General features: G+C 40.6%; 13 protein-coding genes. 8 read left to right on the top strand and 5 right to left on the bottom strand.

Features of this window, described 5'->3' with window-relative positions; genetic code table 11:
- Nucleotides 1-93: 93 nt before the first annotated feature.
- Entirely contained in the window at nucleotides 94-1,674 is a 1,581-nt protein-coding gene (locus tag KDU71_RS03135) for a dipeptidase (protein WP_212188444.1), read from the bottom strand.
- Nucleotides 1,675-1,865: 191 nt separating this feature from the next.
- Between KDU71_RS03135 and KDU71_RS03130 the strand changes: the two genes are divergently transcribed.
- Nucleotides 1,866-4,310: an AsmA family protein gene (locus KDU71_RS03130; protein ID WP_212188443.1), complete on the top strand. Its 2,445-nt coding sequence runs from the start codon at nucleotides 1,866-1,868 to the stop codon at nucleotides 4,308-4,310.
- A gap of 198 nt (nucleotides 4,311-4,508) precedes the next feature.
- Nucleotides 4,509-6,695 (top strand): glycosyltransferase, encoded by a 2,187-nt coding sequence (locus KDU71_RS03125; RefSeq protein ID WP_212188442.1) that lies wholly within the window; start codon nucleotides 4,509-4,511, stop codon nucleotides 6,693-6,695.
- A 100-nt stretch (nucleotides 6,696-6,795) separates the two neighbouring features.
- Here KDU71_RS03125 and rplS read toward each other — a convergent pair whose 3' ends face one another.
- From rplS to KDU71_RS03105, 4 genes are all read right to left on the bottom strand, one after another.
- A complete protein-coding gene (gene rplS, locus KDU71_RS03120) occupies nucleotides 6,796-7,143 on the bottom strand; it encodes a 50S ribosomal protein L19 (protein WP_212188441.1) in 348 nt (115 codons plus the stop codon).
- Between the two features lie 145 nt (nucleotides 7,144-7,288).
- Entirely contained in the window at nucleotides 7,289-7,564 is a 276-nt protein-coding gene (locus KDU71_RS03115; protein ID WP_212188440.1) for a hypothetical protein, read from the bottom strand.
- Complete coding sequence (locus KDU71_RS03110) at nucleotides 7,551-7,922, bottom strand: phage holin family protein (RefSeq protein ID WP_212188439.1); 372 nt, start codon at nucleotides 7,920-7,922, stop codon at nucleotides 7,551-7,553. The genes KDU71_RS03115 and KDU71_RS03110 overlap by 14 nt, the downstream gene beginning before the upstream one ends.
- Nucleotides 7,923-7,991: 69 nt before the next feature.
- Nucleotides 7,992-8,279 carry a YtxH domain-containing protein gene (locus tag KDU71_RS03105; RefSeq protein WP_212188438.1) on the bottom strand — a complete coding sequence of 96 codons (288 nt, stop codon included), beginning with the start codon at nucleotides 8,277-8,279 and terminating at the stop codon, nucleotides 7,992-7,994.
- 310 nt (nucleotides 8,280-8,589) lie between these two features.
- On the opposite strand from KDU71_RS03105, the gene KDU71_RS03100 reads away from it, so the two are divergent.
- The 6 genes from KDU71_RS03100 to thpR all read left to right on the top strand — a co-directional run bounded on the left by KDU71_RS03100 (nucleotide 8,590) and on the right by thpR (nucleotide 15,212).
- On the top strand, nucleotides 8,590-10,800 hold the full coding sequence (locus tag KDU71_RS03100; protein ID WP_212188437.1) for a RelA/SpoT family protein: 2,211 nt from the start codon (nucleotides 8,590-8,592) through the stop codon (nucleotides 10,798-10,800).
- A gap of 94 nt (nucleotides 10,801-10,894) precedes the next feature.
- Nucleotides 10,895-11,998 (top strand): universal stress protein, encoded by a 1,104-nt coding sequence (locus KDU71_RS03095; RefSeq protein WP_212188436.1) that lies wholly within the window; start codon nucleotides 10,895-10,897, stop codon nucleotides 11,996-11,998.
- A gap of 34 nt (nucleotides 11,999-12,032) precedes the next feature.
- Nucleotides 12,033-12,965 carry a hypothetical protein gene (locus tag KDU71_RS03090; RefSeq protein ID WP_212188435.1) on the top strand — a complete coding sequence of 311 codons (933 nt, stop codon included), beginning with the start codon at nucleotides 12,033-12,035 and terminating at the stop codon, nucleotides 12,963-12,965.
- On the top strand, nucleotides 12,962-13,990 hold the full coding sequence (locus tag KDU71_RS03085; protein ID WP_244828125.1) for a threonine aldolase family protein: 1,029 nt from the start codon (nucleotides 12,962-12,964) through the stop codon (nucleotides 13,988-13,990). Before KDU71_RS03090 ends, KDU71_RS03085 begins: the two co-directional genes overlap by 4 nt.
- Before the next feature lie 5 nt (nucleotides 13,991-13,995).
- Nucleotides 13,996-14,652 (top strand): rhomboid family intramembrane serine protease, encoded by a 657-nt coding sequence (locus KDU71_RS03080; protein WP_317195157.1) that lies wholly within the window; start codon nucleotides 13,996-13,998, stop codon nucleotides 14,650-14,652.
- Between the two features lie 8 nt (nucleotides 14,653-14,660).
- Nucleotides 14,661-15,212 carry an RNA 2',3'-cyclic phosphodiesterase gene (gene thpR, locus KDU71_RS03075; RefSeq protein ID WP_212188434.1) on the top strand — a complete coding sequence of 184 codons (552 nt, stop codon included), beginning with the start codon at nucleotides 14,661-14,663 and terminating at the stop codon, nucleotides 15,210-15,212.
- Nucleotides 15,213-15,275 lie beyond the last annotated feature (63 nt).

Below are 15,275 nucleotides of genomic sequence, written 5' to 3'. Positions count from 1 at the left end.
TAAAGTATACAACAAAGGCTGCTTCGGATGAGGCAGCCTTTGTTTTTACAGAACAGTATTCTAATCTTAGTTCTTATTTCTATTGTCTAATTTTTAAAACTTCTCATCGTATTTGGTCCATAAGTCATCGCCAATTTGCCATGCTGTATTCACTACCTTATTACCCCAGTCAATGGTGTAGCGTGTTAAATGCGCAATGGTCTGTTTTGTGCCCATGCTCATGGCGGCCAGTTCCGTTTCGCGCTGTTTGGCAAAAATATCCTCCTGAAGTGGCAGTAGTACCTTGTCCACATCGTGGCGGGCATCGTTCCAGCGCAAGGCAGCCAGTGTGCTCATGCGGTTAAAGGCCCACCAGGCCGAGTTGCGGTTAAAACCATTGCGACCCGGAGTTTTGTACGACTCTGGCAGGTCGGTTACGCTGCAGTAGATAGGGATATACACCGATGTAGCGATGTTATCCTGGGCCATCCATACCAATCCGCCAATCTCGTCGGGTAGCCAGTCGCGGCTCTGGGTAATGGTACCATACATGGTGTACCAGCGGGCAATGGTACGCTCGCCCAGCTTACCCCAGCCACCTTCAATATTATGCAGGTCGTACTTGTCGTAAGGCATAAATGGGTTAGCGTAGGGGTGAGGAATGGTATCGCCTTCTTCGGTCACTTTTTTCAAATGTCCCACCATATCGTAAGGCGTTCCTTCATAATAATCCTTAAACACCTCAATCATCTTATGCAGTGTCACCTTCTGCTCTGGCTCAACAGAGAATGGGTAGTCCATGGCCTCTGGATCCAATTCTAATGAAGGAGCTACCATGCTAAGTATTCGCCATTCACGGCGACGGCTCGCCATTGATTCACGGCTTTCGGGCGCATAGGCATAGGCAAAGCGGAAAGGTTCCTCAAGCGGATTCCACCAGGCACTGTCTTTGGCCATGTCAAACAGGTTGTCTGAATACATAAAATTCTTGGTATCTGTCGTATCAACCTCCAGGATGCGGGCTGCGTTGGCATTAACACTTACATGGTTGTCGGGCACACGCTGAGCTACCCACATGGCGCCCACCTTATCTTTACCGGGACCAACGATTTCAAAATGCCATACTTCTTTTTTGTCGGCTATAGTTAAACATTCGCCCCAGTCACGGTAACCATACTTCTTGGTTAAATCACCGGCCATTTTAATGGCTTCACGGGCAGTGGTACAGCGCTCCAGCATCAGCTGAATCAGTCGTTGACAGTCGATTAATCCCTTTTCTGAAACCAGTGACTCGCGTCCACCAAAGGTCGATTCGCCAATGGCCAGCTGCTTGGTGTTCATACACGGATAGGCCGAATTAATAAAGCCATAGGTATTTCGTACCTGGGGAATTTCACCCACCGGTGTATGCTTATATGCAGGCATCTTACGGCTATCATCTTTCTCGCGGTTATACATGGTAACCATGTCTCTGCGGCCGTGCTTTTGTTCAGGTACAATATTCATCCATGAGCGTGTCCGGTGACTGTCATCGGTATGTGAGGTCATCACTGATCCATCAAAAGTGGCATTTTTTCCCACTGTAATGGTGGTACATCCTTCGGGTACACCGCTTTCCCAATCGGCCTTTATTTGTGCATTCAATCCCTGTGCGAACAGAGCCAACAGCAGGGTAAGAGAAATAGTTATTTTCATTGGTACATTCGTTTTTGAGGTTTTACAAAAATATAAAAATGAATGAGCCTGCGTATTGAAATGGGACGTTTTATTAATGGTTGCCGAAGAGTTCTATACTATTATAGTATCGTTCGGCATCATCCAATAAGTGTACTTCAAGAGGTTTTTTTAACTTTGTTTGTATCACATCAACTTAATTACATTAGAATATGAAGAAGGTTTTAAAGATAACAGGAGGAATTGTGCTGGCTCTAATTGTATTATTATTGATTTTACCGGTGGTTTTCAAGGGTAAAATAGAGAGCCTGGTCAAAGAGCAAATTAATGCCAATGTAAATGCCAGGGTGGATTATACCGATTTCTCATTGTCATTGATTAAAAACTTTCCGAATATCAGTATTGGTATTGATGATTTATCGGTTGTTGGCAATGTGCCGTTTGAAAAGGATACTTTGGTGTACCTGGATAAATTTTCAGGGAAAGTAGGATTGCTTGGGACATTGGCTGGCGAGGTTGAAGTTAAATCTGTGCTGTTATCAAATGTGTTTGTGAATGCACTGGTTTTGGCTGATTCTACTGCTAACTGGGATATAGCTAAAGGCTCTGAAGATGTTGAGATGGAGGAGGAAGAAAGCGAAGCCTCTGCCATTAAAGTGGTGTTACAATCCTTTGTTGTTGAGAATGCTAATATTCTTTATGTAGATCAAACTGCTAATATGCAGTCGGAGATTAAGGGTTTTAACCTGTCTCTATCTGGTGATATGTCGGCGCAGCAAACGAACCTCGAAATCCAAAGTGATATTGCACAGTTAATGGTTGATTACGATGGTATTAAATATGTGAATGGCGCATCCCTTGGATTGACAGCAGGTATTGGTGCCGATTTGGAGAATATGATTTTTTCTTTCCTGGAGAATGAACTCTCAGTTAATGGTTTGGTACTAAAACTAGATGGTTCTTTGGCTGTAAAGGAAGAAGGGTATGGCCTCGACCTGAAAATGGGCACAACAAAAACAGATTTTAAATCGCTTCTGGCACTGGTTCCTGAGGAGTTTTTAAAGGATTTTGAAGGGCTCCAAACACAAGGTACTATGCATGTAGATATGGTTGTGAAAGGGGATTACATTGATGAAGAGCATCTGCCGGCTTTTACTTTAGATTTAGGAGTTGAAAATGGCATGATACAATATCCGGATTTACCAGAATCGATTGATAATATTAATGTGGCCTTACTGGTTAAGAATGTGGGAGGCAGTGCCGATTTAACCGAGACGGAGTTGAAGCAGTTTCATTTTGAAATAGCTCAAAATCCATTTGATGCCTCTTTTAAAGTACTTAACCCCATTTCTAATCCTCAGTTTGAAAGCCGCGTAGTTGGTCGAATCGACTTGAATTCCTTAGCCAATGCCATTCCGCTCGATAGTTTCGAAATAAAAGGGCTGATTGAAACAGATTTTGCCATTGCCGGCGATTATGCCATGATCGAATCTGAGGATTATGAGCAGATTAATGCCCGTGGCGAACTAGCGCTAAATAATTTCTCATATCAGGGGACAGATATGCCTTTACCGGTGTTTATTAAGCAGTCGGTGATGACTGTTAATCCTCGCTCTGTCAGGCTCGAATCTTTCAATTGTCAAGTAGGTAATAGTGACTTCAGCCTCAAAGGCTCGTTGGATAATTACCTGGCTTATGCACTAAAGGATGGTACGCTTAAAGGCTCATTAACGCATTATTCAAAACTGATCAATACTAACGAGTTGTTGAAATTGGCCAGCAGCGAGGATGAATCTGTACCTGAGGCAGGAGAAACGGAAGTGGTAGAGGTACCCAAAAACCTTGATTTTGTATTTCAATCGCAGGTGGAGCAGCTGGTGTATGATAAACTTGATATTTACAGGGCCAATGGTAAAATTACCGTTCGCAATGGTGTTGTTAAGCTCGATGGATTAAAAATGCGTTTACTAGATGGCTCGCTTGCGATGACAGGCGAATATAATACGGCTGATATGCAGAAACCATTTGTGGATTTCGCCTTCGAAGGAGCCGATTTGGACTTAAACATGGCAGCCAATTCATTTAGTGTGGTTGATTCATTATTGCCGCTTGCCAAAAATACGGTTGGTAAGGTGTCACCTAAATTTAAATATAACAGTTTATTGAGCAGGAATGCAAAGCCTGTGATGTCTACTGTGAATGGAGGCGGTTGGTTGCGTTCACAAAAGGTAGAGGTTTCGGGTTCAAAGATTCAAAACTCTTTGGCGTCAACCTTAAACAATGAGAGCTATCGAACTATGCGTGCCGAAGATCTCAATATCAACTTTGTACTTGATAAAGGGAACGTTATTGTAAAGCCATTCAAAACAAAAGTGGGGGGCAAAATGGTTGAAGTACAAGGGGTGCAAGGCCTTGATCAATCAATTGATTACAAAATAACTATGCCGGTAAGTCGCAAGGAAGTGGCTAAAATGGCTGGTTCACTGGGCTTTTCCTTACCAACTTCAGGCGATGACCTGATTGTGGATGTATTAGTGAAAGGAACGGTGCAGGAGCCGCAATTGAGCTTTGGACTGGATAAAGCCAAAAAGCAGATCGAAAAGGATTTGAAGAAGGAAGGTGAAAACTTGCTTAAGAACCTTCTCAAAGGCTTTTAAGCCCTTCGGATGGTTGTATGTGGGAGAACCGAAGAGACGGATTATAGGTTTTTACAGGTGGCAAAAAGTTGATATCTCATAAATATGTGCATTTACCTTTGGTTTTGGTTCATTAATGGAATCTATTTTCGTTTTAAGTGACTATGCATTTACTTTAAGTGACAGAAGTAACTTTTCAGGAAAACTAATACTCTTTGGATGAAAGTAGTCGTACTGGCTCCGTTGGTTGACAGCAACCCTCGATTAGCTCTTCATACAGCACAGCTTTCTGCTGCTGTTGGGCAGCTTGGTAATGATAATTTAACAATTGAAACCATTACTTTTTCAAATGGTTTATCCGATAGCAGTCTTTTAATTTTTGACAAGCATTGTTTGGCTGATTATCAGCTGGCAGCAGAGATAATCAATACACGCTTTGATGTGTGCTTATTGCAATATGCTTCAGATGCTTTTGGAGGAAACGGTGGCATCAATATATTGAACCTCGTTAGCCAGTTAAGGGTGCCATTGATAACAATTGCGCATAAGGTTGAAAATGAACCACACAAAAGAGAGAAAGCAATTATGGGTTTCCTGGCTAAGCGTTCGGAGCGTATCCTTACCTTTAGCCAACTGGGCATTGAGTTTCTGGAACATTACTATAAAATAAACAGGGATAAGTTGTTACGGCATTCTATTGGCATAACAGCTTTTACACCTATGATGCCCGAAGAAAGGGCAGAATTAATTGACTCAGATTGTTCAAAACTCATATTGGCTTGTGGTGAAATGACTGCCTCATCGGGTTTTGAGACCATCATTAACGCCTTGCCAGCAGTGCAAAAAAGCAATCATGGTATTAAATTGTTAATTGTTAACACCAGTGTCTCAGGCAGGCTGACTGACGAATACATTAAATCGCTGATGCGATTAGCCATGCAAAGAGGCGTGTTGTCATCCGTAAAGGTTATTGATTGGCACTCTGTTGGTAATAATATGGAACGATTGATGCATAGTACTGATGTGTATGTTTCAGCTTGTATCGAAGAGAAACTTCTTGAAGATATTTATTTAAGTATGGCTGTAAACAGTGGTGCCGCCATTTTATCTACACATACCTGGTTTGCTAATGAACTGTTAGATGAGCAAAAGGGTAACTTTTTCTCATTCAGGTCGGCCACTGAATTGTCATCGGAACTGATGGCCATGCTTCGTAATAAAAATGAGGTGCAACGCTATCGCGAAAATGCGACGCTTTACGGTGCTCAGCATACGAATGATTTGGTCACTAAAAAACTCTTGGAACATATTTATACGGTTAAAGGAAGGCTAGTTGAACCATTAAAGACTGCATTTGAATTGGCTTATCTTCCAGAACTTAATCTGCAACATGTTCAATCATTGGAGAGTAATATGGGTTACCTTAAGCAGACCTTATATGGAGTAGCCGATCTGAGAGCCGGATATTGTTTGAGGTCAAATGCTTTGGCTCTTGAAGTATTTACAAATACTTACGTGTCTGTTTCCGATGATATTTATCTACAAGGTATTAAGAAATGTTTGTCGTTTATTCAACTCGTGCTAAACGATATTGAAACTGCTAACACAGCGCTTAGTTATGCAGGTGGTTTAAATCATCAGTGCTCTGAATTAGCTCTGGGGCAGACAATTAGTTCACTGGGTGTATTGTATGCTTCCAATGTGGATGCTGGCATCAAGGATATCGCCTATGGTTTGTTGCTCGATATTTCGCAGCGAGTTGACTTTAATGAAGCTAATTCATTAGCATTAGGCGTTATTGGATTAACTAAAGTGCTTAATGCAGAACATGGACATCAGGAGTTTGAGGAGTTGCTCAAAAAGTGGAGTGCGCACCTCCAAGGGCTTTTCCCGGCCGACAATATTCAAAGCTGGCAATGGCACGCCGATGAGTTGGGTTCACAGTTGGGGCTTGTGCCTTATGCGTTATTGTGTGCTTATGAGCTCTTGCCTGATGAAGTCTTATTGACTGTAGCCAAAAGGGCTTTACGCTTTGTGGAGAAGATGATTTTGTCCGAAGACAGGTTTATACCGAAGGTGGCGGGTGTCGTAAAAGGAGAGACAAAGGCTAAAACTTCAGCAGATCAGAATGCTATTGAAGGTGTTTGGATGGTCAAAGCTTATGCCAAGCTGTTTGTGATTGCTGATGATGCCCGTTGTTTAAGAAAAGCATGGCAAGTGCATTCGTGGTATCTGGGTGATAATACAATTGGTAAAGCTTTGTATGATGCCCAAACTGGCGGATGTTACAGTTCATTATCTGGTAGAAGTATTAATCCTCAAATGACACTTGAAGCTACGAGTGCTTACTGGCTGTCTTACTTTGCTTTATGCGAATTGTACTATAAGCAGCTTATTGCTGATTAGTAATTCCTTAAGTTCGAATGGGATTTAAAAATCAGATAGTTGTGAATAAAAAAAAGCCTGACTATAAAAGTCAGGCTTCTTATCACCATTATATAATGGCTTAGCTTCTTTTCTCTTTGATACGAGCTTTTTTACCTCGAAGACCACGTAAGTAGTACAACTTAGCACGACGAACTTTACCTTGACGTAATAGTTCAACTTTCTCGATAAAAGGTGAATTGAATGGGAAAATACGCTCAACACCTACGTTGTTAGATACTTTTCTAACGGTGAAACGCTTGTTGTATCCTTGACCTTTGATTTGGATAACTACGCCTTTAAATACCTGAATACGTTCTTTGTTACCCTCTTTAATTTTGTACGATACTGCGATGTTATCACCAGGACCGAAATCAGGCATCTCAACTCCGCCTTCAAAAGCGGCTTCGGCTACTTTAATTAAATCCATTTTTTGGAAATTTTATTGGATTAAACTTTATTCACGCAATATTACATGACTCCCTCGTTCAGTTAGAGATTACGTGAAATCGGCTGCAAAAATAGTGTTTCTATATTTAAAATAAAAAACTTAGCGCGCTTTTTTAGGGTTATTATTACTCTTTTTCTGTTTGTTCACGATTATTTGTTGGCTGCGAACTGCGGGTGAAGAAGCCAACTATTAAATCTCTGAACGATACCGCCAGAGGTGTTAACCAACTACTTACCAGAAAGGGAACCAGTCTCATTGGGTTTAGGAATGATACCAGTTCAATATACCGTAATTCTAATTTCTTTTCAGATAGCCTTATCTGGTAATAAAGCTTCATCTTTTCGCTCTCAAAGTCTTCAAAGGACTTGATGTGATTATAGGAATTTCTACTTAGATTCATCGTATTGTGTGTATTTAGGGAAAAATAGTTGAACAAATGACTGGATAATAGGTCGTTGAATGAGCACCTTGCGCATAGCATAAAACAATAGTGCTATAAGCAGGTAAAAGCCAGCAACTATAAAAAAACCGACCCCTTTGCCCTCAAACAAGTCATTGAGCCAGAAAGCTATTGCCAGTGATATAAACAACAAAACGAAAAAGAATAAGTAGAATAGCCCCATTTTGATGAGCATGCCCGAAAAAAAACGAGATAGGTTTTCAGCGGTGTGAAGTTTGGCTAAATCTAAACGAGCGTTAACATATTCTTCAAACTCATCTTTAACTTCATTAATTTCTTCAGATAGATGTTCCTTCATGATGTGTGTTAATAAAATACCCCGAAAAGAAGCTTTCCGGGATATTAGGTTGAAATAGATTTTTCAGAGCTAGTTGGCTCCGTGGGTTGGTTCAAGATTCTGTTTGTACTCATTGATAAGATTTTCAATCTTCTTCTCAATTTCATTCATCTTCACTTTCATCTCTTCTTTAAGCTCTCCACCTTTTACTTTCACTTTTTCGCGAAGCTGCTGTAATTCGGTTTCCATTTCCTTAATTTTAGCTTTAACCTGATCCCTTGTTTCTTTGCCAGTTTGTGGCGCGTAAAGTAAAGCTAATGAGGCCCCCAGAGCTGCTCCGGTAATTAAACCTCCTAAAAATAATCCAGTATACTTCATGGCCTATAATTTTATGGTTATTAAAGTTTATAAGGTACAAAAGCTTATTTAAGTTGTCAATTTATTTAATCTATCAAATCCATGCGTTCGTGGAAAGATAATGATAAATCATCGGCTTTTATTATTATCCGTTTACTTTCTGTAAATTCATTTTGTGATAAAGTTATAACTTTACAAGCACGCTGATAATACAGGTGTAATTTGTAAGAAATTAAACCGAATATTTTGGTTATATTGAGATTATGCTGGATGGCGAACCTTGTGTTATAATTGAGGTAAGGTAATGTAAGATTTTAAAAGAGAGTAATTAATGGCTTTAAATAGTGCAATAGAAACGGAAGAAAGAGAAGAATTAAGACGGGCTTATAAGCGTTTATTGGTGGCATGTGGGCCAATGATGGAAAAGGATGATATTGGATTGATTCGTAAAGCTTTGAATATTACAGCCGCACATGATGCCGGTGTAGCGCGTAACGAAGGTGGAGAACTTAAAGTTATTGAAGCGATTGAAGTAGCTCTTGTTGTTGTTAATGAACTTGGTTTAAGCCGTATTGCCGTTATTGGAGCGCTTTTATACGATGCTGTGCTGAATGGTGCTGTCACGAGTGACGAGGTTGAGAGCACTTTTGGCAAACAAGTGGCTCTGATCACCCGTGGTTTGGTTAAGGTTGGCGAGTTATACAATAAAAATACCTCCATTGAAAATGATAATTTCCGAAAGTTACTGTTAACTTTTGCTGAAGATATACGTGTTGTTTTGCTCATAATTGCTAATCGATTAAGAACAATGCGTATGCTGGCATTGTACAGTGCCGAAGACCAGCAGCGTATCAGCAGCGAGGTAGCGTATTTATATGCACCCATGGCTCATCGCTTAGGTTTGTATAATATCAAGTCCGAAATGGAGGATTTGGTGATGAAGTTTACCAACCGTGAGATGTACTCTTTTATTGCCAAAAAGCTAAATGAAACCAAGCGAGCGCGTGATAAGTACATCCGTGAGTTTATCGAACCACTTGAGCAACAACTTAAGAAGCAAGGCTTGAAATTTGAAATAAAGGGGCGAACAAAAACGATTCATTCCATTTATAATAAAATCAAGAAGCAAAACACTGAGTTTGAAAATGTGTATGACCTTTTTGCTATACGGGTAATACTGGACAGTGAGTTGGAAAAGGAAAAGGCAGAGTGCTGGCAGGTCTATTCGGTTGTCACTGATAAGTATCAGCCCAATCCAAGCCGTTTGCGCGACTGGATATCAGTTCCAAAGTCAAATGGTTACGAGTCTTTACATACAACTGTTTTAGGACCCGAGAATAAATGGGTTGAAGTGCAGATTCGTACTGAACGTATGAATGAAGTCGCCGAAAAAGGCCTGGCTGCCCACTGGAAGTATAAAGGACATAAAGGCGAGAAAGGCATGGATGAGTGGTTGTCAAATGTGCGTGAAATACTTGAAAATCCTGAGCTTAATGCAGTTGACTTCATTGATGACTTCAAGTTGGATTTATACGATGAGGAAGTTTTTGTTTTTACGCCTAAAGGAGATCTTCGACGCCTGAAGAAAGGTGCTACCGTTTTAGATTTTGCTTTTGAGATACACTCTGAAGTAGGTAAGAAATGCATTGGTGGCCGCGTGAATAATAAGAATGTACCCATTAAGTACCAACTTCAAAATGGCGATCATGTAGATATCCAAACGGCCAACAACCAGGCGCCAAAAAAAGACTGGCTCAATATTGTGGTAACTTCCAAAGCAAAGTCGAAGCTTAAACAAGCACTGCGTGATATTGAGTACAAGGAAGCAGAGCTTGGTCGTGAGATGCTAATAAGGAGGCTAAAGAATTGGAAATATGAATTAAATGACCAGTTACTTAATCTAATGGTTAAAGGTTTTGGTTATAAAACTGTTCAGGATTTTATGCGTTCAATAGCCATTGATAAAATTGATTTTTCGCGTATTAAGGAGTTTATCATTAACCTGGAGAAGAAAGAGGAAGAAGGAACGGAGTCAGACAAAGAACGCAGTGCCGAAAATTTTGTGACTGGGAAAGAAGATTTGCCCGATGATGATGTGTTGATGATTGACAAAAGCCTTACGAACGTAGATTATAAGCTGGCCAAGTGTTGTAATCCTATTTTTGGAGATGATATTTTTGGTTTTGTGGCATCAATGGGAGGCATTAAAATTCATCGTCGAACATGCCCGAATGCACTTGATATGCATACTAAGTTCGGGTATCGTATTGTTAAGGCGCAATGGACCAGTGGTTCGGATGCAAATTATCAGGCTACGCTTAAAATAACAGGTGTTGATGATATTGGAATTGTTACCAATATTTCTCAGGTTATCTCTAAGGAAATGAAAATTAAAATTCGTTCCATGGCCATTGATTCGCATGAAGGTATTTTTGAAGGAACACTTACTGTTTTTGTTGATAATACCAATAGCCTTACCACTTTGATTAAGAAAATTAAAAACATTAAAGGGGTTTATACAGTATCCCGTGTAGGTGCCTAAAAATAAAGGGTTTTTAAGGTTAATTGAGTTGATTATTTTCTTTTTTTAAGTTAACTTTTTTGAAAAAGTAACTGACCTTCTAAACGATAACGCCATGGAAGAAAAAATCATCACTTTAGCCGTATTATCCTTTGAACGGGCACATATACTTAAAACGTTGCTTGAAGCCGAAGGGATTGAAAGTTTCCTGGAAAATACCAACTTAATTCAGGGAGCAGTTTCCACAGGCGTTAAAATTAGAATATCAGAATCCTCATTAGAAAGGGCAATGCCTGTATTAGAGGGAATGATGTTGGAAGAAATGGAGCCTGTGGAGGTTGAAAATATACCGCCTCGTATCCTGCTGCCGATCGACTTCTCAGATTATTCGCGTAAAGCAGCCGAATTCGCCCTGGATTGGGCGCAGGAGCTAAATGCTGAATTAACAGTGTTTCATACCTATTTTAATCCCATTATTAGTACAATGCCATTTTCAGATACCTTTGCCTACGAGGTGAATACTGAGGAGATGGTCATGGAGCTTGAGGAAAAAGCCCGTGAAGGGATGGAGGAAATGAAAGCCTATCTGAACCAAAAGAATGAACAACTGGAAAAACCTGTTTCATTAAAGATGGAACTGGTAAGGGGCATTGCCGAAGATGAAATTGTAAAGTATAGCAAGGTCTATCGACCGCTGGTAATAATAATGGGTACACGAGGGGCCGATCGTAAAGCAGCTGACCTGATAGGCAGTGTTACAGCTGAGGTGATGGAAACCGCTAAAGTGCCGGTATTGGCCATACCCGAGGATTTTGAATATACAGGTTTAGGTGCACTTAAAAACATCCTTTACGCTACAGATTTTCAGGAAGCAGATTTCAGATCGCTGGAGAAACTGGAGCAATTGGTTCGCCCGTTAAAAATGATGGTTACCTGTGGGCATGTGAGTTCAAAAGAGCATTCGCAATGGGATGAAGTGCGGATGGCCGGTCTCAGAGAGCATATCAAGGCGAATTATGATGAGAACCTGGTGAAGTGTGATTTAATTGAGCACGAAGACCTGTTTGTGGGAATAGAGAGCTATGTGAGGGATAATCATATTAATATGTTGTCATTCACTCGCAGGCGTAGAAACCTGATTAGTCGTATTATAAATCCCAACCTGGCTAAAAAGATGCTTTTCCATTCTACAACTCCATTATTAGTTTTTAACGATTAATTTTCTAATTTTAGGCAAACCAATTGCCTGAGATGTGAATAGAGTAAGTACAAAATACCATAAGGCCGGCTTTTTGTTAGCCGGCTTTCTGTTGCTCTGTTCTTTCATTTCTGCTCAATATCCGGTAAGTGGTGAAGTGCTGGAGGTTAATAATGATTACAGCGATGTGAGGGTGGAATTAAGCAGTGGAAATCAGAATGTAGATATACCTGTATCGGCCAATGGCCATTTCTTTACCTCTTTAGAATGGAATAAGAAGTATAACTTCTATTTTAAGAAGGAAGGATATGTCACTAAAGTAATTGAGTTTTCGACCCATTTGCCGGAGGATGTTTCCAGTTCATCCATCGAACCATACCATATGCCGGTACGTCTGTTCAAAGTTTTTAAGGGGGTGGATACAGTTTTCTTTCAAAATCCGGTTGCCAAAATTCGCTACGATAAAGGTGAAGTGCGTTCTAATGGTAGTCTGGGTGATTTTGCTGATGACCGTGATTATTCGCTGAATGTAAAATACCGCATTGATCAGATGCGACGCCAAGGTGATGAGGCAGCAGTAGCTGTTAAATCTCAAAAGCCTGCACAGAAGCCAATAAAGACGAAGAAGCAGAAACGGGCTAATAATATCAATTCAGAAATTACTGCAGATCTGCCCGTTAAAGAAGAGCAAACACCAAATACCACTGATAAAGATTTTGCGCGCCGTGAAATGAATGGCGCTCCTCCTTTAAAGGCTGTTTATCCGGAGGGGGAGACTAACGAAGAATTTGCTCTTAAAAACAGGCATATACATCGAACAATTTTTGTTTACAATGGGCAACGAAAGGTTTTCATCGCGGTAAAGCATGAATGGGGAGGGCATTTCTTTTTCATTGATGAGGCGCATATTGGTTACAGGTGTATTTCGAAAGAAGTTTATGAGTATTCAACATTAAATTGTAGAACTAAGATAAAAGAATATAAATGAGTTATATAAGAGGTTTTGCCAGTGATAATAATGCCAGTGTGCATCCTGAGGTTTTAAAGGCTATTGCGGAGGTTAACAACGGACATGCCGTTGGTTATGGCGGTGATAAAATAACTGAAAATGCCTTACAACTATTCAAGCAGGTGTTTGGGCAAGAGACCGAAACGTTTTTTGTGTACAACGGAACAGGTGCTAATGTTATCGCTATTCAGGCATTGGCACAATCATACAATGCAGTTGTATGTGCACGCACTGCCCATATCAATGTAGATGAATGTGGGGCACCTGAGAAACTATCTGGATGTAAGCTATTGCCCATTGATACTGTTAATGGCAAAATAACTGTAGCGCAGATTAAGCAATACATGCATGGCTTTGGATTTGAGCATCATTCAGAGCCTAAGGTGGTGTCCATTACTCAGGCTACCGAGTTGGGAACTGTCTATTCAATTAACGAAATCAGGGAAATAGCTGATTATGTGCATAGCATGGGATTATACCTGCATATGGATGGTGCCCGGATTGCTAATGCAGCTGCTGCATTAGGCTGCACATTAGCTGAAACATCCATAAAGGCTGGCGTTGACGTACTGTCTTTTGGTGGAACCAAAAACGGGCTGATGTTTGGAGAGGCCATCGTTTTTGCCAATGCCCAATTGGCTAATAATGTGAAGTACATTCGTAAGCAATCGACCCAGTTACACTCTAAAATGCGATATGTGTCGGCACAGTTTATTGCATTATTGCAGAATGACCTGTGGTTACAGAATGCCCGTCACTCTAATAATATGGCTGCTCTTCTGGCCAATGAGTTAAAGGAAGTTAGCCAAGTGAATATTACACAGCCTGTCGAGTCAAATGGCGTATTTGCAACAGTACCTAAAGCGCTGATTGATCCTTTACAAAACGAGTTTTTCTTTTATGTTTGGGACGAAAGTCGCTCAGAGGTGCGATGGATGACTTCTTTCGATACGCGGGAAGAAGATATTAAGGCATTTGTGTCAACTATTAACAGGTTTTTGTAGTTATTGTGACAAAACTGTCTGACATAGAACTGAAGAAAATTAAAACGGCCATTATCATCCCTGTTTTCTTCCTGATCATCACCTTCTCATTAAAGCTGCTTGAATCCCTTGAGGGTTTTAGTTTTGTGGAGTGGGGTATCAAACCGCTCTCATTAGCTGGTTTAAGCGGGATAATATTGGCCCCGGTAGTACATTCTGACTGGGATCATTTTTTTGCCAATGCAGTGCCTTTGTTTGTTTTAGGGACAGCCTTGTTTTATTTCTACCGAGGCATAGCCATTAAGGTGTTTGTATTAATTTACCTACTTACAGGTTTATGGGTATGGCTTGGAGGACGTGATGCCTGGCACATTGGTGCCAGTGGTGTCATATATGGTTTGGCCGCGTTTCTTATCGTTGGCGGTTTTATACGTAACTATATACCTCTCATGGCTATTTCATTGATGGTGATCTTCTTATACGGAGGGATGATTTGGGGAATATTCCCTGTTAAATGGGATGTTCCGTATTCCTGGGAGTCACATTTATGGGGCACGGTGGCTGGTGCTGTTTTGGCCGTCATCTATCGAAAAAAAGGTCCGCAAAAACCGGTGAAAAATTGGCCGGATGAGGATTATGATTATCCGTTCTGGGAAGTGGAAGATAATGATAAAGTCAATTAATCATACCTATGCGCCTGTTTATCGCTATCGACTGTACTAGTTTGCAGACTGATTTGAAAACTCTCCAAGAGCCATTTTATGAATTAAAAGTGCGCTTTGTGAATGATTTCCATCTAACACTTAAATTCATTGGAGAGGTAGACGATGCTGACTATATCTGGATTGTGAACCAACTAAAAGGCGTAAAGGTCCAAAGTTTTTATTTGCAATTGAATCAATTGGGAACTTTTAGATCCTATAGTCAGCAGGTGCTCTGGTGTGGAGTGGCAGCATCTGACGAACTAAGTCAATTACATCGTGAGGTGGAGAGAGTGATTGGTCACCGGTATCCTTCATCAAGCTCTTTTTATCCGCATATTACCTTGGCACGGTTAAAACACCCGCATAAGCTGTCTTCTGAAAGCAAAGAGTTAATTCAAAGGGAGATGGCACGTGAGGTGGTAAATACAATGATGCTGGTGGATAAGTTTTTGCTGATTGAAAGCAAACTAACACCGAGTGGGCCAGTTTACATAGAGAAAGCCAGTTATCCTTTAAATGGAATTTGGAGAGATGATTAACGGCAGGCGGAGGACGATTGGTTTCCATATTTTATAGTTTTAAAATTTGACTGAAACAAAGAT

It is taken from the genome of Carboxylicivirga sediminis (genome assembly GCF_018156225.1).
GTDB lineage: Bacteria > Bacteroidota > Bacteroidia > Bacteroidales > Marinilabiliaceae > Carboxylicivirga > Carboxylicivirga sediminis.
The sequence above is the reverse complement of the archived record's forward strand: the minus strand, read 5'-3'. Positions and strand labels throughout refer to the sequence as shown.

Bases quoted from the DNA above. Each gene is read 5' to 3' on its own strand.
- KDU71_RS03135 (WP_212188444.1), bottom strand. From the start codon at position 1,674: ATGAAAATAACTATTTCTCTTACCCTGCTGTTGGCTCTGTTCGCACAG.
- KDU71_RS03130 (WP_212188443.1), top strand. From the start codon at position 1,866: ATGAAGAAGGTTTTAAAGATAACAGGAGGAATTGTGCTGGCTCTAATT.
- KDU71_RS03125 (WP_212188442.1), top strand. From the start codon at position 4,509: ATGAAAGTAGTCGTACTGGCTCCGTTGGTTGACAGCAACCCTCGATTA.
- rplS (WP_212188441.1), bottom strand. From the start codon at position 7,143: ATGGATTTAATTAAAGTAGCCGAAGCCGCTTTTGAAGGCGGAGTTGAG.
- KDU71_RS03115 (WP_212188440.1), bottom strand. From the start codon at position 7,564: ATGAATCTAAGTAGAAATTCCTATAATCACATCAAGTCCTTTGAAGAC.
- KDU71_RS03110 (WP_212188439.1), bottom strand. From the start codon at position 7,922: ATGAAGGAACATCTATCTGAAGAAATTAATGAAGTTAAAGATGAGTTT.
- KDU71_RS03105 (WP_212188438.1), bottom strand. From the start codon at position 8,279: ATGAAGTATACTGGATTATTTTTAGGAGGTTTAATTACCGGAGCAGCT.
- KDU71_RS03100 (WP_212188437.1), top strand. From the start codon at position 8,590: ATGGCTTTAAATAGTGCAATAGAAACGGAAGAAAGAGAAGAATTAAGA.
- KDU71_RS03095 (WP_212188436.1), top strand. From the start codon at position 10,895: ATGGAAGAAAAAATCATCACTTTAGCCGTATTATCCTTTGAACGGGCA.
- KDU71_RS03085 (WP_244828125.1), top strand. From the start codon at position 12,962: ATGAGTTATATAAGAGGTTTTGCCAGTGATAATAATGCCAGTGTGCAT.
- thpR (WP_212188434.1), top strand. From the start codon at position 14,661: ATGCGCCTGTTTATCGCTATCGACTGTACTAGTTTGCAGACTGATTTG.